23 protein-coding genes are annotated in these 26,976 nt (G+C 46.7%); 21 read left to right on the forward strand and 2 right to left on the reverse strand.

Annotated elements, in window-relative coordinates; all coding sequences use genetic code 11:
* Positions 1-70 precede the first annotated feature (70 nt).
* A complete protein-coding gene (locus LOR49_RS00740; RefSeq protein ID WP_240374086.1) occupies positions 71-1,744 on the forward strand; it encodes a thiamine pyrophosphate-dependent enzyme in 1,674 nt (557 codons plus the stop codon).
* A gap of 73 nt (positions 1,745-1,817) precedes the next feature.
* Here LOR49_RS00740 and LOR49_RS00745 read toward each other — a convergent pair whose 3' ends face one another.
* Positions 1,818-2,933 carry a 5-methyltetrahydropteroyltriglutamate--homocysteine S-methyltransferase gene (locus tag LOR49_RS00745; RefSeq protein ID WP_240374087.1) on the reverse strand — a complete coding sequence of 372 codons (1,116 nt, stop codon included), beginning with the start codon at positions 2,931-2,933 and terminating at the stop codon, positions 1,818-1,820.
* A gap of 1,766 nt (positions 2,934-4,699) precedes the next feature.
* On the opposite strand from LOR49_RS00745, the gene LOR49_RS00750 reads away from it, so the two are divergent.
* From LOR49_RS00750 to moaD, 11 genes are all read left to right on the forward strand, one after another.
* On the forward strand, positions 4,700-5,569 hold the full coding sequence (locus tag LOR49_RS00750; RefSeq protein WP_240374088.1) for a 5-oxoprolinase subunit B family protein: 870 nt from the start codon (positions 4,700-4,702) through the stop codon (positions 5,567-5,569).
* Positions 5,566-6,540 carry a 5-oxoprolinase subunit C family protein gene (locus LOR49_RS00755; protein ID WP_240374089.1) on the forward strand — a complete coding sequence of 325 codons (975 nt, stop codon included), beginning with the start codon at positions 5,566-5,568 and terminating at the stop codon, positions 6,538-6,540. The genes LOR49_RS00750 and LOR49_RS00755 overlap by 4 nt, the downstream gene beginning before the upstream one ends.
* A gap of 15 nt (positions 6,541-6,555) precedes the next feature.
* Positions 6,556-6,798, forward strand: a complete 243-nt coding sequence (locus LOR49_RS00760) for an acetyl-CoA carboxylase (RefSeq protein ID WP_240374090.1) — start codon at positions 6,556-6,558, stop codon at positions 6,796-6,798.
* Between the two features lie 74 nt (positions 6,799-6,872).
* On the forward strand, positions 6,873-8,219 hold the full coding sequence (locus LOR49_RS00765; RefSeq protein WP_240374091.1) for an acetyl-CoA carboxylase biotin carboxylase subunit: 1,347 nt from the start codon (positions 6,873-6,875) through the stop codon (positions 8,217-8,219).
* 6 nt (positions 8,220-8,225) lie between these two features.
* A complete protein-coding gene (locus LOR49_RS00770; RefSeq protein WP_240374092.1) occupies positions 8,226-8,987 on the forward strand; it encodes a LamB/YcsF family protein in 762 nt (253 codons plus the stop codon).
* 114 nt (positions 8,988-9,101) lie between these two features.
* Positions 9,102-11,156: a sigma 54-interacting transcriptional regulator gene (locus LOR49_RS00775; protein WP_240374093.1), complete on the forward strand. Its 2,055-nt coding sequence runs from the start codon at positions 9,102-9,104 to the stop codon at positions 11,154-11,156.
* Entirely contained in the window at positions 11,149-12,033 is an 885-nt protein-coding gene (locus LOR49_RS00780) for a 5-oxoprolinase subunit B family protein (RefSeq protein WP_240374094.1), read from the forward strand. The genes LOR49_RS00775 and LOR49_RS00780 overlap by 8 nt, the downstream gene beginning before the upstream one ends.
* On the forward strand, positions 12,034-13,014 hold the full coding sequence (locus LOR49_RS00785) for a 5-oxoprolinase subunit C family protein (RefSeq protein WP_240374095.1): 981 nt from the start codon (positions 12,034-12,036) through the stop codon (positions 13,012-13,014).
* A 215-nt stretch (positions 13,015-13,229) separates the two neighbouring features.
* Positions 13,230-14,438, forward strand: a complete 1,209-nt coding sequence (locus tag LOR49_RS00790; RefSeq protein WP_240374096.1) for a molybdopterin molybdotransferase MoeA — start codon at positions 13,230-13,232, stop codon at positions 14,436-14,438.
* Positions 14,439-14,468: 30 nt separating this feature from the next.
* Entirely contained in the window at positions 14,469-14,894 is a 426-nt protein-coding gene (locus tag LOR49_RS00795) for a molybdenum cofactor biosynthesis protein MoaE (protein WP_240374097.1), read from the forward strand.
* Entirely contained in the window at positions 14,878-15,123 is a 246-nt protein-coding gene (gene moaD / locus LOR49_RS00800) for a molybdopterin converting factor subunit 1 (RefSeq protein ID WP_240374098.1), read from the forward strand. The genes LOR49_RS00795 and moaD overlap by 17 nt, the downstream gene beginning before the upstream one ends.
* 14 nt (positions 15,124-15,137) lie before the next feature.
* Here the strand turns inward: moaD and LOR49_RS00805 are convergent, their stop codons facing one another.
* Positions 15,138-16,154, reverse strand: a complete 1,017-nt coding sequence (locus tag LOR49_RS00805; protein ID WP_240374099.1) for a ThiF family adenylyltransferase — start codon at positions 16,152-16,154, stop codon at positions 15,138-15,140.
* A 95-nt stretch (positions 16,155-16,249) separates the two neighbouring features.
* Between LOR49_RS00805 and moaA the strand changes: the two genes are divergently transcribed.
* From moaA to LOR49_RS00850, 9 genes are all read left to right on the forward strand, one after another.
* A complete protein-coding gene (gene moaA, locus LOR49_RS00810; RefSeq protein ID WP_240374100.1) occupies positions 16,250-17,263 on the forward strand; it encodes a GTP 3',8-cyclase MoaA in 1,014 nt (337 codons plus the stop codon).
* Between the two features lie 54 nt (positions 17,264-17,317).
* Entirely contained in the window at positions 17,318-17,770 is a 453-nt protein-coding gene (locus LOR49_RS00815) for an SRPBCC family protein (RefSeq protein WP_240374101.1), read from the forward strand.
* 29 nt (positions 17,771-17,799) lie between these two features.
* Positions 17,800-18,333 carry a (2Fe-2S)-binding protein gene (locus tag LOR49_RS00820; protein WP_240374102.1) on the forward strand — a complete coding sequence of 178 codons (534 nt, stop codon included), beginning with the start codon at positions 17,800-17,802 and terminating at the stop codon, positions 18,331-18,333.
* Entirely contained in the window at positions 18,326-20,674 is a 2,349-nt protein-coding gene (locus LOR49_RS00825) for a xanthine dehydrogenase family protein molybdopterin-binding subunit (protein ID WP_240374104.1), read from the forward strand. The genes LOR49_RS00820 and LOR49_RS00825 overlap by 8 nt, the downstream gene beginning before the upstream one ends.
* Positions 20,671-21,528, forward strand: coding sequence for an FAD binding domain-containing protein (locus LOR49_RS00830; RefSeq protein ID WP_240374105.1), 858 nt, complete (start codon positions 20,671-20,673; stop codon positions 21,526-21,528). The genes LOR49_RS00825 and LOR49_RS00830 overlap by 4 nt, the downstream gene beginning before the upstream one ends.
* A gap of 69 nt (positions 21,529-21,597) precedes the next feature.
* Positions 21,598-22,476, forward strand: coding sequence for an AAA family ATPase (locus LOR49_RS00835; protein ID WP_338021103.1), 879 nt, complete (start codon positions 21,598-21,600; stop codon positions 22,474-22,476).
* Positions 22,473-23,699 (forward strand): vWA domain-containing protein, encoded by a 1,227-nt coding sequence (locus LOR49_RS17585; RefSeq protein ID WP_240374106.1) that lies wholly within the window; start codon positions 22,473-22,475, stop codon positions 23,697-23,699. Before LOR49_RS00835 ends, LOR49_RS17585 begins: the two co-directional genes overlap by 4 nt.
* Positions 23,699-24,814: an XdhC family protein gene (locus LOR49_RS00845; RefSeq protein ID WP_240374107.1), complete on the forward strand. Its 1,116-nt coding sequence runs from the start codon at positions 23,699-23,701 to the stop codon at positions 24,812-24,814. Before LOR49_RS17585 ends, LOR49_RS00845 begins: the two co-directional genes overlap by 1 nt.
* The gene (locus LOR49_RS00850; protein WP_240374108.1) at positions 24,811-25,434 is read left to right on the forward strand and encodes a nucleotidyltransferase family protein; all 624 of its coding nucleotides are present in this window, start codon (positions 24,811-24,813) and stop codon (positions 25,432-25,434) included. The genes LOR49_RS00845 and LOR49_RS00850 overlap by 4 nt, the downstream gene beginning before the upstream one ends.
* Positions 25,435-26,976 lie beyond the last annotated feature (1,542 nt).

Consider the following 26,976-nt stretch of genomic DNA (forward strand, 5'->3'; position numbering starts at 1 on the left):
ATGACGGGGGAATGGCGTTCGCTGACTGGATAACGTGATATTTTTCAGGTTGGAATGGGAGGGAGCAGGAATGGCGGAGTTGCGGGGGATGACGAGTGCGCAGGCGATTGTGGCAAGCCTGAAGCAGGAGGGGGTACGCCACGTATTTGGTGTGCCGGGAGAAAGTTACTTGCCTCTTTTGGATGCGATCTATGAGGAACAGTCGATAACGTTTGTGTCCAACCGGCACGAGGGCGGCGCGGCATTTATGGCGGAAGGTTACGCGAAAGCGGCGAATCGGACGGCTGTTGTGATGGCGACACGTGGAGTCGGCGCCGCCAATGCATCGATCGGTGTGCATACAGCTTACCAGGATTCAACGCCGATGGTTGTGTTTCTCGGGCAGGTACACAGCAAGTTTCGCGGCCGGGAAGGCTTTCAGGAAATCGAGTTGGACCGGTTTTTTGGAGAAATAACAAAGTGGGGCGTAGAGATCCGGGATCCGGCGCGGACGCCGGAACTTGTCCTGCGCGCTTTTCGTATCGCAACATCAGGACGGCCGGGGCCGGTTGTCGTGTCTCTCCCCGAGGATGTTCTGCCAAAAAAAGCGGACATGATATTCAGTGCGGCGGTGCAACGGCCTACACCTGCTGTCTCCAATCAAGACATCGGAAAAGCGATCAACCTGTTAGCCAAAGCGCAGCGGCCGGTGCTCATTGCCGGGGGCGGGGTGAAAGCGGCGAATGCGGAGAAAGAACTGCAATCATTCGTAGAAGAAGCCCGGATTCCGGTAGTTGCCTCGTTTCGCCGACAAGACGTACTCGCAAATGATCATCCCCACTACGTCGGTCATCTCGGTCTCGGTACCCCGAGCGTGCAACTTGAAACGGTAAGAAAAGCGGACGTCATTCTTGCTGTTGGAACCCGCCTTTCCGAAGTAACGACGCAGGACTACCGTTTGCTTAGGCCGGAGCAAATCCTTATTCATCTCGACATCGAGCCGGACATACTCGGCACCGTATACCCACCTCACCTCGGAATTATCGCCGACGCGAAAGCAGCGCTTAGCCAGTTAACGGAGCAGGCTGCCGCTTTACCAGGATGGCAGAACTGGACAGCGGAGCGAAAAAAAGTATATCAGCATAGCGTCGCCCTCTCGTCGGTAAACGAAAAACTCGCGCCAAACGGGATCGGTTACAAGGATGTCATGGCGTTTTTCAACACTCATTGGCCGAAAAACGGGATCATCACCAATGACGCTGGAAATTTCGCCTCTTGGCTCCACCACTTTCATGTTTTCCAAGGACCAAAGAGCTATGTCGGTCCTACATCCGGCGCAATGGGCTATGGATTTCCGGCTGCGGTCGGAGCGAAGATCGCACACCCCGACCGCCCAGTCATCAGCTTTTCCGGCGACGGTGGCTTTATGATGACGATGCAGGAAATCGAAACAGCCGTCCGCTGCCAAATTCCCGTGACCTCGCTCGTTTTCAACAACCGTATGTACGGAACGATCCGCATGCACCAGGAAATACAGTACCCGGACCGCGTTGTCGGCACCATGTTAGGGGACATCCATATTGCACAAATCGCCGAAGCAATGGGGGCAAAAGGCCGTCGCGTTCGGACAACGGAGGAATTTGAGAAAGCCTGGACGGAAGCCAAGACAGAAACGAAGACGCCATTTCTCATTGAAATCATGGTAAGTCCGCAGCAAGTTTCCCCTACGATGATTTTGGGAGATAAGGAAAGTGACAAATTGTGAAATAGAAAAACATCCACCCCGGATTAAAAAATAAACCAAGGTGGATGTTCTCATTGTCCTGTTTCATTACCGTTTATTTCCAAATATCAGCAGCAATGTCAACCACGTGCCGGAGCTTGTTCCATTGGTCCTCTTCGGTGATTAAATTCCCCTCTTCCGTAGAGGCGAATCCGCATTGCGGGCTAAGGCAGAGCTGCTCGAGCGGCACGTATTCCGTAGCTTCAGCGACGCGCTTTTTCACCATTTCTTTATCCTCGAGCTCGGCCGTTTTTGTTGTTACCAAGCCGAGCACCACTTTTTGCTTGTTAATAAAGCGGAGCGGTGAAAAGTCCCCGGCCCGGTCGCTGTCGAATTCCAAAAAGAACGCATCCACATTGACACGGGAAAACAATTCTTTTGCGATCGGTTCATAGTCCCCTTGGTACAGCCAATTGGACTTGAAATTTCCCCGGCAAATGTGCAGCGTCACCGCCATATCATCCGGCTTGTCCGCTAGCGCTTCTATCGTAATATCCGCGAAAATCTTCATCAATTCATCGGGGTCATACCCTTTCGCTTTGATCTTTTCCCGAAAATCCTCACTGAATAAAGCGCCCCAGCTCGTATCATCCAACTGCAAATACCGGCAGCCCGCGTTATAAAACGCGTGAATCGCATCACGGTATGTTTGGCTGATGTCTTTCGCCGCTTCCGAAAGCGACGGATAAGCCGGGTTTTCCGCATAGACGTCACTATTGATCATACCGGAATAAAAAATCATATTCGGTCCGGGAATCGTAATTTTCGCTGTATGATCCCCAGCGAGGTCATGTAAAAACGCGAAATGATCTAAAAAAGGATGATCCTCCGGAAACGATACCTTCGAATCAACCGCGTATACGGTCGCTTTTTTCATCGCCCCGTGAAACAGCCCAGAAGCATCGATATCAAACGTCTTGATCCCGTTCAGCGACTGAATAAAATCCAAATGCCACCACTTACGGCGAAACTCCCCATCCGTCACGGAAGAAAGACCAATCTCCTTCTGCTTCTGCACCAACTTCTCAATCTCTTTATCCTCCACAGCCCGCAGATCCTCCAGGCTGATGTCCGCGTTCTGGTACGCCTCCCGCGCCTCTTTCAACGCCTGCGGACGCAAAAAACTACCAACATGATCCGCACGAAACGGTCCTTTTTTTCCTACACTCATCGGGCGAACTCCTCCTTCTACCATTCAATCCATTTTAGTGTAACATACGGAGTGAATCTGAATGGACGAAGCCAATCGAAGAAAATAACGACAGCATGGAGGTTCTATGGCGTTGCGAAAAGAAGGACCAGTCGAAATAGCGACATCATAGCCCTCGGATGATGTCATGAAATTGGATACGAGCAGGAATAACAACGTCACAGAAGATGTATGAAGCTATGAAACTAGGGGTTGTGTGAAATAGAAGCATCATCGGAGTTGTATGACGTCGCGAAAAGAGGGAGGTGCGGAAATAACGACACCACAGGGCTCGTATGAAGTCGTCAAAAGGGTGGGGCGTGAAAATAGCGACGCCATCGGGTCTGTATGAAGCCCTGAAAAGAAGGCCGCAGTGAAATAGCGACCTCATAGCCCTCGGATGACGTCATGAAATTGGATACGAGCAGAAATAACAGCGTCAAAGAAGACGTATGAAGCTATGAAAACGGGGGTTGATTGAAATAGAAGCATCATTGAGGTTGTATGACGTCGCGAAACGAGGGAGGTGCGGAAATAACGACACCACAGGGCTCGTATGAAGTCGTCAAAAGGGTGGGGCGTGAAAATAGCGACGCCATCGGGTCTGTATGAAGTTCTGAAAAGAAGGACCCAGCGAAATAGCGACCTCATAGCCCTCGGATGACGTCATGAAATTGAGCACGAGCAGGAATAACAGCGTCAAAGAGGTCGTATGAAGCTATGAAAACGGGGGTTGATTGAAATAGAGGCGTCATTGGGGTTGTATGACGTCGCGAAAAGAGGGAGGTGCGGAAATAACGACACCATCTGGCACGTATGAAGTCGTCAAAGTTGAAGTGCAAGAAAATAGTGACGCCATCGGATCTGTATGAATCCCTGAAAAGAAGGCCGCAGTGAAATAGCAACCTCATAGCCCTCGGATGACGTCATGAAATTGGATACGAGCAGGAATAACAACGTCACAGAAGACGTATGAAGCTATGAAAACGGGGGTTGATTGAAATAGAGGCGTCATTGGGGTTGTATGACGTCGCGAAACGAGGGAGGTGCGGAAATAACGACACCACAGGGCTCGTATGAAGTCGCGAAAACAAAGGGTTGTTGAAATAGCGACCTCATAGCCCCCGAATGACGTCGTGAAACTGCGGACGAGCAGAAATAACAACGTCACAGAAGATGTATGAAGCTATGAAAACGGGGGTTGATTGAAATAGAGGCGTCATTGGGGTTGTATGACGTCGCGAAACGAGGGAGGTGCGGAAATAACGACACCACAGGGCTCGTATGAAGTCGTCAAAAAGGTAGGGCGTGAAAATAGCGACGCCATCGGGTCTGTATGAAGCCCTGAAAAGAAGGGCGCGGTGAAATAGCGACCTCATAGCCTTCGGATGATGTCATGAAATTGAATACGAGCAGAAATAACAACCTCATAGCCCTCGGATGCGTCGCGAAATCGTGCCCGAACAAAAACAACAACATCAATCAACGAAAGACCTGTGGGCATGAAAAGGCACCATTGCAATTTTGAAAGGTGGGGGAAGGGAAGGGGATATTTCACAGTGTCCCTATTCATCGCTGCCCCTTATTCAATTTCAAAAAAGAAAAACAATCTTTCAAAAATGAAAAAATAAACGACGTCACAAAGTGAATACACCGTTCTAGGGGACTTTTGAAAGTTGGCACGATATTTGCAATTTATGTAAGAGTGTAAAATCGAAAGAATCATAAATTAAGAGAGGTGAAGGCTGGTGCCCCGTTACGAGTATGGCGGTGATGAGTTTATTTTTGTTGAATTATCAGAGGAAATGAGTTTAGAAGTGAACTTTCAAGCGATGGCCATTACGAAACAATTGAAAGAGGACAACGTACCAGGAATTGTGGACATATGTCCCTCTAATGCTTCGTATATGATACGTTTTCAGCCGGAAAAAATTCATCCGGACGATCTGATTGCAAAACTGAAACAGTTGGAAGAATCCGTGTCACTTGATGGTTTTGAAATTAGTTCTCGAATTGTGGACATGCCGATTTTGTTCGAGGACCCGTGGACGCATGAAACGGTTATGCGGTTTAGAGACCGTCATCAGGACCCTTCTTCTACGGATTTAGAGTATGCAGCCCGTATTAACGGCTTTGATTCGAAGGAAGAATTAATTCAAGCGATCACCGATTATCCGTATATTGCCTCTATGATCGGTTTCGTTCCCGGCCTGCCTTGGTGCTATCAAATGGTACCTCGTGAACAGCAAATCCAAGTTCCTAAGTATGTGCGGCCGCGTACTTTCACATCTGAAAGGGCGTTTGGTTTCGGTGGAGCTTTCGCTGTTATTTATCCTGTTCAAGGAGCCGGCGGGTATCAATTGTTCGGTACAGCCGCAGCGCCAATTTTTGAAAGTGAGCAGCGTCTTCATGACTTTAAAGATTCCATGACATTCCCGAGACAAGGGGATTTGCTTCGATTCCGCAGTATCACAATGGATGAATACGAAAAAATTCGCAAAGAAGTGAAAGACGGCACATTCCGTTATGTCATGAAAGATTTCACCTTCACTCCTCAACAAGTGCTGGAAGATCCGAAAGCGTTCTCAGATGACGTGTTAGGGAGGTTGTATGCATGATTAAAGTAAAAAATCCGGGTCTCGAAACAACCGTTCAGGATTACGGCAGAATTGGTTATTACAATGTCGGCATGCCGCCTTCTGGAGCGATGGATAAATACTCGTATACCGTAGGGAATATACTTGTCGGTAATGACGAAAATGCGGCTTCCCTGGAGATTACATACATGGGGCCGGTCCTGCAGTTCCAGGAAGACGCGGTAATTGCGATTACAGGAGGGGAGATCCCGCCGAAAATTAACGGAGAATCCGTACCGATGTGGGAAACGCTTTCAGTTAAATCGGGAGACGAACTCTCTTTTGATTTTGTGAAAAAAGGAGCACGCGTATATTTAGCAGTAGCTGGCGGCATTGAAGTGCCGCTTATTATGGAATCACGTTCGACCTACACACTGTGCGGGATCGGCGGTATGGAAGGCCGTGCTCTTCAGGAGGGTGACGAACTGACGATCGGCACGAATAAAAAGCAAGATGTTAAAGAGGGAACAAGCCTTCCAGATGAATACCGCTTAGATTTCAGCGGTGATAATGAGATTCGTGTTGTTCTCGGTCTTTGCAGCTACCGCTTGACTGAAGATAGCAAAAAGCGTTTCTTTGAACGCGAATGGACCGTGACAACAGAAGCAAACCGTGTTGGTTATCGATTCAAGGGAGAGCGTTTGCATTTCATGGAACGCGAGCAGCCTTTTGGTGCCGGGAGTAATGCCTCCAATGTGGTGGATCTTGGATATCCAATAGGTTCTATCCAAGTACCGGACGGTGTTGAGCCCATTGCCCTTTTAAATGACGCGGTTACCGGCGGAGGTTATGTAACGATCTGCACGATCATTAGTACCGATTTGGATAAAATGGCTCAAGTGAAAACAAATGAAAAAGTTCGTTTCGTCTCCGTCGATATAGAGGAAGCACTGCAAGCTAGAAATGAATACAGAGACACTGTTGAAAAAGTACGGCAGTTTGTAGCGAAATAAAAGGAGGAATTAACAATGTCTGAAGAAAACAAAGTACTCTCCCCGCTACCGGGAATTTTTTATCGCAAGCCATCCCCGGACAAAGAGGATTATGTAAAAGAGGGAGACCCTGTTAAAAAGGGCGATACGATTGGTCTAGTGGAAGTTATGAAAAATTTCTATGAAGTAAAGGCAGAAAAAGACGGTGTGTTGGAAAAGTTCTTCATCGAAAATGAGAGTGAAATAGCAGCGGGTCAAGAGATCGCAACGATATCTTAGTAATGTGAAACTGAATGTGGCGAAGAGGCATGATGATGGCGTCTTCGCCTTTTAAAAAACAGAGGTGGACGTGTATGAGTTATTTTGAGAAAGTGTTAATTGCCAACCGGGGAGAAATTGCCCGAAGGATCATAAGAACGTGTAAAAGTCTGGGGATTCGTACGGTAGCTGTCTATTCAGAGGCTGATGCCAATGCCCCGTTTGTGAATGAGGCGGATGAAGCCGTTTGTGTTGGCCCGTCCCAAGCGAAGAAGAGTTACTTAGACATCGAGAAAATTATCCAGGCTGCAAAAGAAACAAACACAGATGCGATTCACCCTGGCTATGGTTTTTTGTCGGAGAATCCGGGTTTTGTGGAACGTTGTGAACAAGAAAATATTACCTTCATCGGCCCATCAGCAAAAATAATGAAAATCATGGGAAGCAAGTTGTCAGCTCGAGAGCAAATGCAAAAGGCGAACGTCCCTGTCGTACCTGGATCAGAAGGACGGATAAAGTCTCTGGAAGACGCCGTGGAAACAGCAGAGTCGCTTGGTTATCCACTTATGCTTAAAGCTAGTGCCGGCGGCGGGGGCATTGGAATGAAGCTTGTCCACAGCCGAGAAGAACTTGAAAGCGCTTTTGATTCAACCGTGCAGCAAGCGGAGTCTTATTTTAATGATGGCGCAGTCTTTTTAGAAAAATTAATCACAAAGCCGCGCCATATCGAGGTTCAAGTCGTAGCGGATCATGCTAGCAATGTCGTTCATCTGTTTGAGCGCGAATGTTCGGTGCAACGCCGTAATCAGAAAATCGTAGAAGAAAGCCCCTCCCCGTTCCTGGATGAGGACATGCGTACCCGGCTTCTCGAAGCGGCTGTTCGTGGGGTGAAGGAAATCGGCTACACCAATGCCGGCACGATGGAATTTATTTTCGATGAGGATGGCAATTTTTATTTTCTAGAAATGAATACACGTCTTCAGGTGGAGCACCCGGTGACAGAAGAGATTACAGGGTTGGACTTAGTCGAGTGGCAGTTAAAAATCGCATCCGGAGAACAATTACCGCTCGCTCAAGCAGACATTCAAAAACAAGGACATGCCATTGAATGCCGGCTTTATGCGGAAGATCCGGAAAGTTTCTTCCCATCACCAGGGAAGCTCACAACGCTTCAACTCCCAGAAGAGAAGGTCCGTCTTGATTTTGGTGTGGAGGAAGGAAGCAACGTGTCACCTTTTTATGATCCGATGATTGGAAAGATTATTGTTCACGGTCCTAACCGTCGGGAAGCGATCGCGAACATGAAGCAAGTCCTGAGCCAAATAGAGGTAGAAGGTCTGACTACGAACCTTGCGCTCTTAGAGAGAATCATGGAAAACGAGGATTTTGTCCATGGAGATTATACGACTCAATTTATTAAATCGCTCGGCCTTGAGGGGTGATCTTGTATGAAGAAGATAGATTTGAATTGTGATATGGGGGAAAGCTTCAGCCAATATGTGCTCGGAAATGACGAAGAGATGATGCAATATATCACATCGGCTAATATTGCATGCGGTTATCACGGCGGCGACCCCCATGTAATGAGAAAGACGGTACGATTAGCAAAAGAACATCAAGTGAAAATCGGTGCCCATCCTGGATTTCCTGATTTGTTAGGATTTGGACGGCGCGACATGACAGCTACTGCCAGTGAAGTGAAGGATTATGTCACGTATCAAATGGGGGCATTGCGGGAATTTGCTCGTGCAGAGGACATTCACCTTCACCATTGCAAACCTCACGGCGCTCTTTTTATGAAGGCGATGAGAGACCGAGAGCTAGCGCGTGCGATTTTGGAAGCAGTTCATGAAGCGGATCCGCAAATGGTTGTCTTCACATTACCCCAGTCTGAGGTGTACGAGCAAGGACAGAAAATGGGAGTTCCCGTCGCAAAAGAAGCATATGCAGACCGAGAACATACGAAAGAGGGGTCTATCGTCATGACGCGGCGGGGCTCTGCGATTAAAGACTATGAGCAAATGGCAGAGCGTGTTGTCCGGATTGTTACAGAAGGTCGTGTTGTTACAAACGAAGGAGAAGATGTGAGTCTTGAAGCAGAAACGGTCTGCATTCACGGCGACACACCGGGCGCACCGCAGCTCGCAAAAGCGGTTACCAACGCTTTAAAGGAAGCTAACGTAGAAATTACCGCCATCCGAAATGAATAATAAAGTCCAAGAGGGCGGAGCGCCGTGTGTACAGCGATCACGCCCTCTTGTTCTCTTTGTTGCTGCCTTATCCCCCCGAACTTGTATTATAATAGAGATTAAAGGAGGGATACATTGATTACTTGGAAAGATATTATCATGCCTATTCCTGCGGTCATACCTGCCAATACCAGCATTCGGAAGGCTTTTGCACGAATGAAAGAACAGGAAACAGACCTGGCACTAGTGCAGGAAAAAGATACGTTTGTTGGTTACTGCACACTACGGTCGCTTCTAGGACAGGTAGAACATGTAAGCTGCTTAGATATACCTATTAAGTATCAAACCGACATGATTACCGTTCCCGAGTCCGCTCCAGCTGCATTCACTCATAATATTTCTCTTGTTGTCACGGAAGATAGAGAAAATAATGCTTCGGGTTATATTACGCTCCATGAAGCAAAAAACAGGTTGAATGGTATTCGGCTTACGGAGTTAAATGAATTGTTTCAAGGATCGGAAGTCGGTATTATCAAAACAAACATAAATCACGAAATTGAATTTATGAACGAAGAAGCAGAAAATATACTAGGAATACCAAGTCAGTTCTTGATGAGGCGAAATTATAAAACCTTGTTAACGATGGACAGGGATATGGATCAAGTTATCCAAGGCGAGACGATGGTTAGTGTCAGTAGCTCCTTTAACTATAAAGAAATTAGTGGTAATTTGTATCCCCTCCGGATTGATGGGAAAATAAAAGGTATCGTACATATATTTTTTTCGCGTGAAACGTTTGAACAAGCCGTGCAGGAATTGGACTTTGTCCGCAACATTTATTCTGACATGTTAGCCTTGTACGCCTCGTCTCAGGAACAAATATTAGTAGTGGATCATGCTGGTAATATATTAAGAGCTGCCGGCACTTTTTTGAAAGACTTTTGGGGAGTCGAGGAGCCGAAGAGAATTATTGGAGAGAATATACAAAGGTATACCGATAAAAAAGGAATGAAGCCGAACATCTTTGATCTGTGTGTCAGCCAGCGAAAAAAAGTTACGGCTATCCAGGAAGCAGACAACATCGGTAAAATCTGGTCTGTTGCCACACCTATCTATCACGAAGAGAAATTAGAGAGAGTCGTTATCTTACTGCGAAGTCTTAAAGAAGGCAAAAGTGGACGTCTCGAAAAGGAACAAGATATTTCAGGTCAAGTGGCAGCTGCGAATAGTGTGGGGAAAGAGATTGTCTACCGCTCTCAACTCGTGGAAAGTCTGCTTGCGGAAATGCACCGTGTGGCACAAATGAATTCAACCGTCCTACTAGAAGGGGAATCCGGTGTAGGAAAGGAGATTTTTGCCCATAAAATTCACGCGTCCAGTCCGCGTTATGAGAATGCCTATATTCGCATCAACTGCGGGGCTATTCCGGAACAATTGATCGAAAGTGAATTATTCGGCTACGAACACGGTGCGTTTACAGGGGCAGATCGAAAAGGAAAAGCTGGCTATTTTGAATTAGCCCATAATGGCACGCTGTTCTTGGATGAAGTTGGCGAGCTTCCTCTCAATATGCAAGTCAAGCTGCTTCGTGTACTGCAAGAGAAAGAGATTACCCGAATCGGCGGAACGCAAACCATCTCGATTAATGTTCGTATCATTGCGGCTACTAATAAAGATCTTAGACAGATGGTGGAAAGAGGAGAGTTTCGGGAAGATCTGTATTATCGGTTGAATGTGATTCCGTTTCAAATTCCACCTCTGCGGAAGCGGAGAGAAGATATTTTTCCACTCGCCCTTTATTTTCTTGAGCAATTTAACCACATGTACACGTTTCATAAGAAGTTCACCTCAGAGGCTATTGAGTTGCTCGAAGCCTATGATTGGCCGGGAAATGTACGGGAGCTCCAAAACATTGTAGAACGACTGCTTGTTCTTAGTTCAGAGGAATGGGTAGACCAAGAAGTGGTGGTAAGAGCTTTATATGGAGGGGAGAAAAAGACAGAGAAACCATTCTCTCTCGGCATCATGCCCATGAAGGATGCAGTAGATAAAGTGGAAAACGAATTGATTCGTCAAGCGATGAGAAAGTACGGGACAGCAACCAAAGTATCGGAAGTATTACAGGTCAGCCCGGCAACGATCAGCCGCCGGATGAAAAAGTGGAAAGAGGGGGGAGAGGACGATGTTTAGTCTGCCGGAGACCACTTTCAGTTTCGGTGGGGATGAATACATACACGCCGAGATAACGAGGGATATGAAAATCGAAAGTAACTTCAAAGCATTAGCCGTCACAAAGGAATTGAAACGTAGAAACATTCCAGGTATTCAAGATGTCGTGTCCTCTAACGCTTCCTACTTAGTTCGCTATAATCCAGACATCATTTCGGGGAAGGATCTTGTGGAGTATATGCGGGAGATCGACTTTACCAAAAGTGACCCGGCTAAGCTCGATTTGTCTGTTCGTCTTATTGAGATTCCCATCTGGTATGACGACCCCATTACAGCAGAGTATTCCGCACGTTATAAAGACAGGCACCCGGACCCGACGCGGTCTAATTTTGAATTTTGCATGAAAGTAAATGGCTTTACGGACAAGCAAGCTTTTATTGAGCACCACTCGAGCTCTCCTTATCTCGTTACGATGATTGGTTTTCTGCCGGGAACGGCCTGGCATTTCCCGCTCGGCCTTCAGTCGAAGGAAGTTATCCAAGCCCCCAAATATAACAGTCCCCGAATGGAGACGCCGGAAAGAAGTATTGGAATCGGTGGTGCGTTTAATGTGATATACCCAGCCAATGGATCGGGAAGTTATAACCTTGTGGGCATGTCAGCGGTCCCTGTGTTTGACATGTCAAAACGCTTACCTTGTCTGGAGGATTCTCCTTTTCTAGCACGTCTGGGTGATATCTGGAAATACAGGCCGATAGAAGAATCGGAGTATTGTCACATTCGTTCCAAAGTCGAAGATGGTACTTACCGGTTTAACATCAGAAATATTCATCTCTCCCCCCTCGAGTACGTGAACAGAGGGAAGGATTATATTCAAGAGTTGCTGGAGGATCAGTAAATGATTGTTGTAAAAGAAGCGGGCTTATGGACGACGGTACAGGATACGGGACGAAGCGGAGGGTATCATTTAGGAGTGCCGCCATCCGGGGCTGCAGATCAATACTCCTACTATATTGGCAATTTGCTTGTTGCCAATCCTGCCCACTTTGCAGCACTCGAAATGACGCTGATGGGCGGCACCTTTCTCTTTCATAAAAACACAGTGATTGCACTTACTGGTGCACCGATGAAGGCTTATCTCAATCATGAGCTGGTGCCGTTTTGGGAAGCATTGGAAGTGAAAGAGGGAGATGTTCTTACGATAAAAGAATGCCGGAAAGGAGTCAAAAGCTACCTTTGTGTCTCCGGTGGTATCCAAGTGGAAGATGTATTTGGCAGTAAATCAACATATGAAGTCAGCAAGATTGGCGGGTTTAAAGGGAGAAAATTACAGTCAGGGGACGAGCTTTCCATTAGTGAACCCTTGCCAGGGGCATTTAAGCAAGTTGGAAAATCAGCCCCGTTGGAGTATACCCCAACTTTTAACGAATTTCAGGAACTGCGGGTTATCATGGGGCTATCAAGTTATTTAGTCAGTGATGAAGGGTTGAAAAATTTTTTAACGACAGAATGGAAGGTCTCCTACGAATCAAACCGGGTAGCGTACCGGTACACAGGAGGAAACGTATCTTTTACGGGACAGCATCCCCCTTTTGGGGCTGGAGAGAGTCTCTCGAATGTGGTTGATTTTGCTTTCCCAATCGGGTCGATTATGTTCACGAATGAAAAAGAGCTTATTATTCTCCACAATGATGCGACGACAGGAGGAGGCTACGTCACGGTTGGAACGGTAATCAGCCAGGATCTGGACCTCATGGCACAATTAAGACCTGCCTCTACTTCTCGTTTTATAACCGTCACCTTCGAGCAGGCGATGGAAGTAAGAGCAGAAAGAAGAAAACAGTTGGAAATCATGGAAGAAATGTTATTAAGAAGTTGACATGGGGGCTGTGAAGACAGCCTCTTTTTTTTATCGAAATCAAAGTAATTTTCAAAAATGAAAAATAAACATTCAATTCTGAAATGAAATAAACGAAAAAAGCTTAATAAAAGTAAAAATATGTTGATTCTCTAAGTGATTAAAAAATGGCACACTAATTGCATATTATTAAACAAGAACAAACCAGACATTCTTCAACGGAATGAGGGATACGGATGATTCAGAAGAGACAAGCCATTGACATAGAGGAAGCGATCAAGAGGTTGATGGATTCCAAAAAACAGTTGAAAGAAATGGAGATAGATGTTGATGACAGCCTCCATTTTATTCTAGCCCGAGATTGCTACGCCCCTTCTTCTATTCCTTCGTTTAGACGGTCTTTATATGATGGATATGCGATTAGAAAACAGGACGATACCGACTTGCCTAAAGTGTTTAGAGTAGTTGGGGAGGTTCCGTGCGGTGCCGTTTTTGAAGGGGATTTGCAAGAGCAGGAGACCGTACGCATTATGACTGGGGCCAAAGTTCCTGATTCGGCAGAAAAAGTTATTATGCTTGAGCAGACAGAGGAGACCGACAACGCGGAAGAGATCAAAATAGTGGAGAGTCACCCGTTTGCTACGATTAACCCGATTGGCTCTGATTTCGTCAAAGGGGACAAGATATTGTCCAAAGGAGAAAAAGTGAACAGCGGAACAATCAGCCTCCTCAAGGCATTTGGAATAGAAACCATTTTTGTCTTTCAGAAGCCGAAAGCTGCTGTTCTCTCTACCGGCACAGAACTTCTGTCAGCGGGAGAAGAATTACAAGACGGAAAAGTATACGACAGCAACATGCCATTGCTTGAACAGTTGCTGTACGAAAACGGAGCCGACGTTTATTACTCAGCGCAGCTGCCAGATGAAAAGGGAAGCATCCAAAAAGAACTGTCAGAATTAGCAGAACAAGTAGACATTATTGTGACGACGGGCGGCGTATCAGTTGGGGATTTTGACTATATGGCAGCTATTGTTCGAGAAAATAAATTGTTATTTAACAAGATACGAATGAGGCCGGGAAGTCCCACGAGTGCAGCAATGCTCGGAGATACGCTGCTGATCGCTCTCTCCGGAAACCCGGGAGCCTGCTTTATCGGCTTTCATCTGTTTATTAGAAACTACTTAGCTCAATTGCTGGGGACGACAACTTCTGTGATTCACACAACGGCTGTTTTACGAGAAGATTACGTAAAAGAAAACGCTTTTGACCGGATATTGCGCGGTCAATATGACTTTGATGGCGACGGGCGTCTTCACGTGACACCGGTAGGAAGTGACCAGTCCAGTTCACTTGGCAACTTGCATCAAACAACGTGCCTGATTACCATACCCGGCGGTTCCAAAGGACATAAACAAGGCGACACCGTACAAGTATGGCTGTTATAACAAGGAAGCGGAGAGCAAAGGGGAAAGCATATGATTGAAGTAAAACTGCAAGATGAACCGATTGATATTGGCGAGTATTTTAGCAAAATTTCAAATCCTCATCACGGAGGAAACAACATGTTTGCCGGCACCATTCGTGATATCACTGGTGACGTCACGACGACGTCCATTGAGTATTACGCCTACGACGATATGGCCGTCAAAGAACTGAGAAAGTTGGCTCAGGAGGTAGAAGAACGTTACGCCGCCGATGTCGTGGTCGTTCACCGGATCGGCAGGTTAGATGTGCAAGACATTGCCGTATTCATTGGCGTTTCTACTCCTCACCGGCCGGAAGCCTATGAAGGGTCTCGGCATATCATAGAGGAGCTGAAAAAAAGAGTGCCGATATGGAAGAAAGAATACGACCATGACAAGGTGAGATGGGGAGGGATCCGGGATGACGGTAACCATTAAGTTTTTTGCTTATTTAGAAGAAAAGCTTGGCTTCGATCAGGATACGATGAAGCTCACCGGTGTGGAGACGATCAGAGAACTAAAGGAGGAAATCACGAGGAAATATCCGGCGGTTGCCGCTGACGTGCCTCAGTGTCAGATTGCCGTTGATATGACGTTTAAGCAAGATGCCGATCCTCTGCACGCAGAACGGGAAATAGCAGTTATCCCGCCGGTGAGCGGCGGTTGATAACTGTTGGCTCGTTAGTTAAATAACTGATAATACACTTTTTTCGCTTCCTCTTTACTGTTGACTTGATGTATCAGCAATCTTCCATCTGTAAAAAGGGTAAATGGATAATTTTCATAAGTGAAAGAAAGGATGAATTTGTTTCGCTTGTACGGAAGGGAATGCTGTTCTAAGTAATTAGCCACTTGATCCAGGCCTTCCCGGTCACGGGCGGACGTTCGAAATTGAACGGTGTCCCGGCCGCAAAGCTGCATGGCATCTTCAGAAAACGGCTTATGTAAATAATTATATTCCTTTTTAGCACAAGAGGGACAATCCTCGCTTCTCGAAATAGTGAATTTATTCATTTCAAGCTTCCAGGAATCAACTTGGTAAAAGTAATAACCGTCGAACTTTTTTTCTTCGATAATCATGCGAACCATGAGAGAACATTGAATGCTCGTAATAAACGGAACGAGTGTTGTTTGCACACCGATTAAATCACAACTGGCTCCGTTCAAAAAAGGAGTACCGCTCAGTAAGCAATCAAGGCAAGGTGTCACGCCCGGATGGATCGGAACGATATTACCGTACGTTCCGGCACAGGAGGCGTAAATCCATTTTTTTCCGTGGAGGATACAGGCATCGTTGATTAAAAAGCGGATATCAAAGTTGTCTGTGCAATCGAGGACAATGTCGGCGCTGCGTACAAAGTGGGTTATCTCATTTTTTGTAAGGTCGGCAACAATTCCTTTCACCTCGATCGATGAATTGATGGCTTTTACATGGTTTTCAAGCGCATAGGCTTTCGCTTCTTTATGTGCAACATCCTGTTCGGTAAAAAGTGTCTGTCGCTGAAGATTGCTGAGCTCGACGTAGTCACGGTCAATGATCGTGATGCTGCCAATTCCCATACGGGCGCACATTTCGGCGGTATGACTTCCGAGTGCTCCTCCTCCAATAATAAGGATGGAGGTTTCCTGAAGCTTTTGTTGTCCTGCTGTTCCTATGGATGGGACGAGTATCTGGCGGGAGTAACGTTGATCAAGCATAGACAAAAGGCTCCTTTCTATCAATATTTAGCTAATCATAAAACAGAATGTAAAAACAATCAATTTCCAACATTCAAAAAGAGAGGAGGAAGATCATGGTCCACGATTCGTATCAACGTCCGCTTCGAGACTTGCGCATTTCTGTGACAGATCGCTGTAACTTTCGGTGTACGTATTGTATGCCGGAAGAAATATTCGGAAAAGATTATCCGTTTCTTCCCCGCGAGGAGATTTTAAGCTTTGAAGAAATAGAGCGCACGGTCCAATTGATGGTGCCTTTAGGGGTGAAGAAAATACGAATCAGCGGCGGAGAGCCTTTACTGCGGAAGGAATTGCCGACACTTATCCACTCTATTAACCAGATAAAAGGGATCGAAGACATTGCGCTTACGACCAACGGAATCCTTTTAAAGAAATTCAGTGAAGAGCTAAAAGCTGCTGGTTTACAACGGGTGAATGTCAGTTTAGATACGCTCGATGATCACGTTTTCCATCAGCTGAACAGCCGCAAGCATTCCGTTACAGATGTACTGGAAGGAATCGAAGCTGCGTCTTCTGCCGGACTCCAGGTGAAGGTGAACATGGTCGTTCAGAAAGGCGTTAATGATCAAGATATCTTACCGATGGCACGGTATTTCCGGGAAACGGATCATATCCTCCGATTTATCGAATTCATGGATGTCGGCAACTACAACCAATGGAACCTCGAAAAAGTAGTTTCTAAGAAAGAAATGGTTGATATCATCCATCACGACATGGCTTTGGAGCCTGCGGAACGTAATTATTTTGGTGAAGTAGCCAGCCGGTTTACATACGAAGGAACAGACAAGGAAATTGGAATCATCTCGTCGGTGACCGATACTTTTTGCGGCTCCTGCACGAGAGCAAGACTCTCAGCGAACGGCCAGTTATATACTTGTTTGTTTGCTTCCAAAGGACATGACCTCAGAGAATATCTTCGTTCCGGAGCGACGGATGAGGAGATTCAGGACAAGCTGGCAGCGATTTGGAACGCTCGTACGGATCGTTACTCCGAAGAGAGAGGAGGTGAGTCCAGGACAGGCAGAACAGACAGAAAGAAAATTGAAATGTCATACATTGGCGGCTAAAAAACATCACTATCCTGACAAATTTTTATTCCAACATGAAAGGGGATCTTACTGTTGAACATATCATCATCACATAAGTTTAAAGGAATTTCGAAGGAGACACTATGGAACACGTTGCAAAACAATGAAGCGTTGAAAAACGCATTGCCAGGGTGTCAGAAGTTTGAAGAAGTGGAGGAGAATGTGTATGACTCCGAGTTAGGGATTAATATTGGCCCGGTAAAGGGGGTATTTACAGCAAAAGTAAGCCAGGTGGATATTAAGGAAATGGACTCTTATCGATTGCTCGTAGAAGGCCAAGGGAAGCCCGGTAAATTTAACGGGGACGCTGCCATGGAACTAGTAGAAGACGGAGACGACACGACGCTTCAATGCAGTGCTGATGTAGAAGTAACAGGTGTACTTGCGGCTGCCGGACAGCGTGTCATGAATGGGGTCGCGAAAGTAATCATGGGACAGTTCTTCAAGGATATTGAGAAAGAAGCGAAGAAAATCGCCAGTCTCTAATGAATCATAGAATAATAGGAGGGTATGATATGACAGTTGAGAAAAAGAGAGTATCAGTAACCGCAAACGGACAAGCCTGCAGCGCAGAGGTGGAGCCGAGAAAACTGCTCGTTCACTATTTGCGTGATGACCTCGGCTTAACCGGTACTCATGTTGGATGTGACACAAGTCAGTGCGGGGCCTGCTCTGTGATGGTGGACGGAGATGTTGTAAAGTCCTGTACGATGCTTGCTGTTCAGGCTGACCATTCGGAGATAACGACTGTGGAGGGGTTGGGGACTGCAGCAGAGCTTCACCCTATGCAGCAAAGCTTTTGGGAAGAACATGGGCTGCAATGCGGGTACTGTACACCTGGTGTTATGATCGCAGCTATTGGTCTGTTAAAAGAAAATCCCAATCCTACCGAAGAAGAAATTCGGGAAGGACTCGAAGGCGTCATCTGCCGCTGTACCGGTTATCAGTTTATTGTCTCCGCGGTCCAAAAAGCGGCAACCAGGATACAAGAAACCGGCGTGAACCTGAACAGCCAGCGATTAGTTGGGGAGGGAACTCAAAATGACTAAGATGGTAGGCTCGTCAGTAAAAAGAAAAGAAGATGCCCGCTTACTAACAGGAAATGGTAATTTTGCAGATGATATTACGCTTCCAGGTATGCTGCATGCGTCCGTTGTAAGAAGCTCCAGCGCGCATGCAAAGATTAAAAGCATTAAGGTGGAAGAAGCGCTCAATCATCCAGGCGTAGTGGCTGTCTACACAGGAAAAGACCTTGAAGGTAAGATTGGTCCGATCCCAACCTCATGGTATGTACCAGGATGTAATTTAAAAGAACCGCCTCAGTATCCTTTGGCGATCGATCATGTCCGCTACGTGGGAGATGGCGTAGCCTTAGTGATAGCGGAAGACCGATACACGGTGAAAGATGCAGCGGAGTTAATCGAAGTGGAATATGAGGATTTACCGGCCGTGGTGAATCAGAAAGAAGCAATGGAAGAAGGAGCCCCGCTTCTTCATGAAGACATTGAAAACAACATAGCGTTGAATTGGAAAGCAGGAGAAATTCCCGAAGGTATCATGGAAAACGCGGAAGTGGTCGTGAAAGAAAGTTTTTACGTACAGCGCGTATTCCCAAGTCCTTTAGAGACAAGGGCAGCAATTGGTCAATACAATCCGGGAAGCGGTGAGCTGACGCTTTGGTGTTCATCCCAGAACCCACATATTCACCGGATGGTACTCTCAGAAGTTCTTGGCATTTCAGAAGCGAAATTCCAGGTCATTGCTCCTGATATGGGTGGTGGCTTTGGCGGCAAAATTGGGGTGTATCCGGACGAAGCTCTTATCGGGTATGCGGCTCGGGATCTCGAAAGACCAGTGAAATGGATCGAAGAACGCAGTGAACACTATGTTGCCGCGAATGCTGGGCGCGATGAGTATATCGATGTTGAATTGGCTGGTAAGAAAGACGGTACGCTGGAAGCCATTCGCGTCAAAAATACCGCAAACCTGGGAGCATACTTATCAACAATGGGTGCTGGTGTTTCCACCATCGACTTTGGCATGATGGTTACTGGTTCTTATGATATTCCTTATGCTGAATCTGAAACGTTTGGAGTATATACGAATACAACGCCGACAGATGCCTATCGTGGGGCTGGTAAACCAGAATCAACCTATCAAATTGAGAGAATTATAGACTTATTCGCCCGTGAAATCAAGATGGATCCGGTAGAGCTAAGAAGGAAGAACTTCATAAAAAAGGAGGCATTTCCCTACCAAAATGCCCATGGACTAGTATATGACAGCGGAGACTATGAGAAGCCGTTGAACAAAGCTTTAGAAGCCATTAATTATGAAGAGCTGAGACGTGAACAAGAGAAGAAGCGGAAGGAAGGAAAATTGATCGGAATCGGCTTCTCTACCTATGTAGAGATGTGTGGCTTTGGTCCGTCTGAAGTAGTTGGTGCAGTAGGTTTTCAGGGGGGAACATGGGAAAATTCTACGGTGCGTGTCCACCCTTCCGGAAAAGTAACGGTATTTTGTGGAACATCTCCTCACGGGCAAGGCCATGACACGACGTTCAGTCAGGTTGTAGCGGATAAGCTTGGTATCCCTATTGAAGATATTGAATTTGTGTTTAGTGATACAAAATCCGTTTCCATGGGATGGGGAACATACGGATCCCGTTCTACAGCTGTCGGCGGTGCCGCTGTGTCGTTTGCCTCAGACCGTGTAGTGGAGAAGGCAAAGAAAATCGCGGCCCACGAATTAGAAGTATCTGAGAATGACATCGAATTTGAAAATGGCAAGTTTCAGGTAAAGGGTGTACCTGGAAAAGAACGGACATTTCAAGATATCGCTCATTCCGCGAATATGGCGTGGAATCTGCCAGAAGGGATGGAACCTTCTTTAGAAGCACAATATTTCTTTAAACCAGAGAACTTTGTTTTCCCATTTGGAACGCATGTGGCTGTTGTAGAAATTGACAAAGACACAGGTGAGATAGACCTTCAGCGTTATGTCAGCGTGGATGACGTGGGAACGGTTATCAATCCTCTTACAGCAGAAGGGCAGGTGCACGGAGGAATCGCTCAAGGAGTAGGACAAGCTCTTTGGGAGGGAGCTGTTTACAATAAGAACGGCCAGTTAGTTTCGGGGACGCTTATGGACTACACCTTGCCGAAAGCACGGTTCTTCCCACACATTGAATCAGACTTCACCGAGACCCCCTCTCCTGTTAACCCACTAGGGGCAAAAGGGGTAGGCGAAGTTGGAACAACAGCTTCTATCGCTTGTGCGATGAATGCCGTTGTGGATGCTCTGTCGGTATACGGAATCACCGATCTGGAAATGCCGCTCACTCCGGAAAAAATTTGGAAAACGGTCCAAGAAAAGGAGGGTAATCAATGATCCCAGTAACGTTTGATTATGTTCGTGCCAAAAACGTAGACCAGGCCATTCAACAACTGAAAGACAGCAAAGGGGAAGGGAAGATCCTGGCAGGAGGTCACAGTCTGCTGCCGTTGATGAAAATGAGGCTGACAGAGCCACAGATGTTAATCGACATTACCGGCATCGATGCGTTAAAAGAAGTAAAAAAAGACGGAGATCGCCTCATCGTCGGCGCTCTGAATACACACAGAGAAGTATCGATTCATCCGGAAATCAAAGAACATATCCCTCTTGTAGCCGAAACAGCTCGGCAAATTGGTGATATCCAAATTAGAAACAAAGGGACAATCGGCGGCAACATTGCGCACGCAGACTCAGCCGCAGACTTACCGGCAGCCGCTTTCGTGTTAAACGCGGAAGTTCTAATCACAAACGAATTTGGAGAGCAATCCATGGATATTGACAGCTTCATTATTGGGCCGTTAATTACGATGATGCCGGAAGACAGCATTGTGACGGGTATCTCGTTCGAAATCCCTCCCGCTCATACTGAGTCGACATACTTGAAATATTTCCACCCGGCTTCCGGGTATCCGGTCGTCGGTGTTGCAGTCGTGGCTGGCACAGACAGCAATGGTGTGATTGATTATGTGCGTGTCGGTATCACAGGTGCCGGTGACGTAGCGTTCCGTGCAACATCTGTAGAAGAAGCGCTCATCGGTAAAACACCGTCCGAAGCTGTCATCAAAGCAGCATCCAAATCAGCCGCTGAAGATGGAGAAATGGGAAGTGACTTATTTGCTTCAGAGGAATACCGGGAAAATCTCTGTAAAGTCTATACAGAACGCGCCTTAACTTCCGTTTTATTATAAAAGTTGGCCAGGGGCAGCACATGTGTCGTGATGCCCTTGGCTCCCCATTTTGTCAGAAAGGAGCTAGGGATGACTATGCAAGAGAGTATTCGCGCCATTGAGGAAGAATTTGACAAGCACGGATATGTTACGGACCATGCTGTTGCTATTTCTCTCCATCTTGTCAAAATTCTTCAAAAACCGTTGTTAATCGAAGGGCCCGCTGGAGTCGGAAAAACAGAGCTTGCAAAAGTATTGGCGCAGTCATTGGGCACTAAAATGATAAGACTTCAATGTTATGAAGGACTCGATGCCGCTCATGCTATGTATGAGTGGAACTACGCCAAGCAAATGCTGCACATCCAAATGAGTAACGGCGCCGGTGCGGATCCTGCAACGATAAAAGAAGAAATCTTTAGTGAAGACTTTCTGTTAACACGACCACTTCTGCAAGCGTTAAAAGAAGAAAAAGCTCCTGTGCTTTTAATTGATGAGATCGACCGAGCAGATGAAGAATTTGAAGCTTTTCTTTTGGAAATGCTCGCGGAATTTCAAATTTCCATACCTGAGCTTGGTACGGTACGCGCAAAAGAGCGTCCGTACATTATTTTGACCTCGAACCGTACACGCGAATTAAGTGATGCCTTGCGACGGCGCTGTCTTTATCAGTGGATGGACTTTCCCGATTTAGAGAAAGAGACGGCCATGATTAAAAAACGGCTTCCAGACATTAGCGCAAAGCTGGCTGACCAAATTGCAGCATTTATGCAAAATCTGCGTACCTTGCCGCTTTCCAAAGTTCCAGGGGGAGCAGAAAGTCTGGATTGGGCGGAATCATTGCTTTACTTACATATCAATCAGCTAGATAAAGACATCGTGACGGAGACATTGGGGTGTTTTATTAAAGGAAAAGAAGACTGGCAAACCGTGGAGGCTGCACTTAAGGAAGAGGAGTTGCTTCATCCGTGATCTCCCCGTCACAAAACCCATCCAGCACAGGTGATGTCACGGATTATATTCTATTGTTTTGCCGGGAGCTAAGAAGAGAAGGGCTGCTCGTCGGCGTCCAGGAAGAGATCGATAGTTTAAGAGCGGTGGAGGCCATTAACATGGCTGATCAGGAACAGTATAAGTCAGCGCTTGAAACCGTACTCTGTTCGGGGAAAGAGGATCTGCCAGTCTTTGAGAGCATTTTCCAGCGATTTTTTGAACAAGCGAACCAGACTCCGGACATGCAAAAAAGAAAGATGAAAGAGACAGCCTCTGATTCGAGTTCTCATCATAATAAAAGGAAGTCCGGCTCAAACGAAGATCAACCTAAGACATCGCAGCCGAAGCAAGGGAAGAATGTACAGCAATCGTCCTCTTCTGTCACTGATGGTGCCAATCAAGAGAATGACAACGAGGGTCTCGAGCAGGCGATTCAATTTATGGCGGCAAGAGCGAATAAGAATAGCCGAAAGACACGGGAAGCGATCATTCCTAATATTCATCAGGATGTCATGGAGCAGGCAGCTCACCGGTTTTTGAAGGTGTTAAAGCTGCGCCAGTCCCGGCGTACAGCCGCAAATGACGGGCGCCTCTTTGACGGTAGAAAGACCATTCGCCGCAGTATGCACACCGGTGGTACGCCTATTGAACTGATGTGTAAAGGAAGGAAGCCGGAACGAGCAAAAATTGTCTTTCTCGGGGATGGCAGTCGCTCGATGTCCCCGTATACTCCCCGTTTTTTACAATTCGCTTACTGCGTAACAGCGGCACATCGATACACGGAGACATTTCTCTTTTCAACGACATTAAGTCACGTGACATCGCAATTAAAAAGCGAAAAACAACCTCTTCCCGCCCTGCAGATGAATGAGGACTCCTGGGGGAGCGGTACGTGTATCGGCGAGTCATTGAATACGTTTGTTAACCGATATGGACCGCAATACCTGACGAAAAACACCGTTGTTCTAGTGATGAGCGACGGGCTCGACACGAGTGAAGAGGGGTGGATGAGAAAGGCCTTGCAGGAGATAAAAAAGAAAACATCCCTTCTGATTTGGTTAAACCCTTTGTTGGGCACCCCAGGATACAGGCCGGAGCAAACAAAGATGAGAGAGGCACTGCCGTTTATCGACATTTTCTCGGAAGCTCATCAGCTGGATTCCTATTTACGTTTATCAAAAGAGATGAAAAGACAGAGGTGATGATGGTGGAGGAACAAAAGAGGGTAGTGGAAGCGATTCAGAAAGCGCAGGCAGAGAACAGACAATCCGTACTCATTTCCGTCGTACGAGTGAGCGGTTCCGCATATCGACGGGAAGGGGCCAAGATGTTGGTGGAAGAAAACGGAGAGATGACAGGGATGATTTCCGGTGGGTGCCTGGAAGCTGACGTTGCGGAGACCGCCAAACAAGTATTTGAAACAGGGAAGTCCCTCCTCAAGACATACGTTATGGATGAAGACCTCGTCTGGGGGCTCGGATTGGGATGCCCGGGAACCGTTCATTTATTCATGGAGCCAGTTCCAGTAGGGGATGACGCTTTTACTGCATGGTTAGACTGTATCGCAAAAGACAAAGAAGCCGTGATGGCAAAGATTATCGAGGAAGGCGAATTATCGAAACGGTTATTGATTCCTAAGGACGGAAGCGCTGCTGGAACGCTGGGGGACGAGCACCTGGATCAAACTATAAAGGAAGCAGCGGCGAAGAAATTTTCAGAGCGCAACCCGAAGTCAGAAACCATGCAATACACGGACATTGCCGGCAACCAGCTTGATGTCTTTATTGATATGTATCAGCCGCCGCTTCCGCTTATTATCTTCGGAGCTGGCCATGATGCGATTCCGGTTGCTCGCTACGCGGTTTCTCTTGGAATGAAAACGACCGTTGTGGACCAACGCCCTTCCTATAACAAGGAAGAATACTTTCCGGGTACTGAACGAATCATCGCGCCTCCCCATCGTTTTGAGGATGCCGTCCACATTGATGATCGAACTTATGTCATTGTGATGAATCACCATATTGAAAAAGACAGGGACACATTAAAGTTCGTACTGCCTTCGAATGCATTCTATGTGGGGGTACTGGGGCCGCGGAAGCGCCGGGTAAAAATGCTCGAAGCTCTGAAGGAAGAAGGAGTGGAGTTTACCGACAGTCAACTGGCACGCATGCACAGCCCGATCGGATTAGACATTGGTGCTGTCACACCAGAAGAGATAGCCGTAAGCATCCTGTCTGAAATTGTTGCGGTAAAGAAAGGCCACACCGGCAGTTTTCTACAAGGGGCCGAACATATCCACGAGGCTCAAAAAGCATGAGTCAACCAGTATTCGCCGTCATTTTAGCAGCCGGCACAGCGTCCCGGATGGGGGAGCTAAAACAAGTGCTCCCGCTTCAAGGAAAGCCTATGCTTCAGCACGTCATCGACAAAGTGAGAGGCGAAGATTTTACCGAAGTAATCACAGTCCTTGGTCACGGCTCAAGTCAAGTACAAGAAGAAATAAAGGAAAAGGACCCTCGGTTCCATTGGGTGGTCCATCCTGATTACAAACAGGGACAAAGTACGTCACTGAAATGCGGACTGGAGACGATTCGAAACCGCACGGATTCTTCTTCGTACCACGTGATGGTATTTCTCGCGGACCTGCCTTTCCTCACCCCGGTTACCATACATCACATCTATGAAAAAGGCGCAGCAATCGCCAAATCGGCAGACGAGCCGTTTGTCGTGCGTCCCAGCTATCAAGGCATCAAAGGCCATCCTGTCTTCTTCGGACACGCGGAGCGTCTGGCGTTAGAGACGCTGCAGGGAGACGAAGGCGGCAAGCCATTAATGGCTCAAATACAGAAAAGAGAATTCCTGCCTGTTACGGACGAAGGAATTCTTCTTGATATTGATAGAAAAGAAGACTATGCCAAAGCGCTGAAACGCGTGTAAAAAGCAGGAAGGCGAGACACTCCCACCTTCCTGCTTTTACGTTTACCATGAAAAACGGAACCCAAAACCAGTTTTTTACAAGATTCAGATGTTAAAATTCAAAGCATTTTCTATACGTTTGAGTTCCTTGTTCTTACCCCATTTTATAGATTTGACTGCTTGGGGAATAACAACGTCATAGAGCGCGAATGAAGCTATGAAATGATGCAACCGTCGAAATAACGACATCATAGCCCCCGAATGAAGACGTGAAATCGTGTGCGAGCTGAAATAACAACGTCGTAGCGATCGTATGAAGCTATGAAAACGAGGGTTGTGTGAAATAGAGGCGTCATTGAGGTTGTATGACGTCGCGAAAAGAGGGAGGTACGGAAATAACGACGTCATAGGGCTTGTATGAAGTCGTCAAAAGGGTAGGGCGTGAAAATAGCGACGCCATCAGGGCTGTATGAAGCCATGAAAAGAAGGACTCAGTGAAATAGCGACATCATAGCCCGCGAATGAAGACGTGAAATGGAGTCCGAACCAAAATAACAACGTCAAAGAAGGCGTATGAAGCTATGAAAAGGTGGAACCGCTGCAATAACAACCTCATAACCCTCGTATGAAGCTATGAAAACGAGGGTTGTGTGAAATAGAGGCGTCATTGAGGTTGTATGACGTCGCGAAAAGAGGGAGATACGGAAATAAAGACACCATAGGGCTCGTATGAAGTCGTCAAAAGGGTGGGGTGTGAAAATAGCGACGCCATCAGGGCTGTATGAAGCCATGAAAAGAAGGACTCAGTGAAATAGCGACATCATAGCCCGCGAATGAAGACGTGAAATGGAGTCCGAACCAAAATAACAACGTCAAAGAAGACGTATGAAGCTATGAAAACGAGGGTTGTGTGAAATAGAGGCGTCATTGAGGTTGTATGACGTCGCGAAAAGAGGGAGGTACGGAAATAAAGGCACCATAGGGCTCGTATGAAGTCGTCAAAAGGGTAGGGCGTGAAAATAGCGACGCCATCAGGGCTGTATGAAGCCATGAAAAGAAGGAATCGCTGCTGAAATGGCGATATCATAGCCCTCGGATGACGTCGCGGAATCGAACACGAGCAGAAATAACGCCGTCATAGAAAGACCTGTGGGCATGAAAAAGCACCATTGCAATTTTGAAAGGAAAGGGTTAGACAAGCAGGTACCTTAAGCATCTAATTCCTGCCTGTTACGGATGAAGGAATTCTTTTGGATATTGATAGAAAAGAAGACTACGCAAAAGCACTGAAGCACGTGTGATAAGCAGGAAGGCGAGACACTCCCGCCTTCCTGCTTTTATCATAGGTCCTGACCTATTGCCTGCGACTGATCACCGTGTCGTCCTTGGGTTAACCAGCTCCGGGTGATGTATTCACCTAGCGCCCCCTTTTGAGGGACCCAACTACTGTGAGAGGCCGTAGGCGAATCTATCGGCTTATGTAGAATATGGATAATATGATGATAGATTATCTCCAACTTCAGGAAAAGCAAACAACAACTGTCGGTATTCATCGTTACTAAA

This window comes from Bacillus piscicola, from assembly GCF_022458745.1.
Taxonomy (GTDB): Bacteria; Bacillota; Bacilli; order Bacillales; family Marinococcaceae; genus Alteribacillus_A; species Alteribacillus_A piscicola.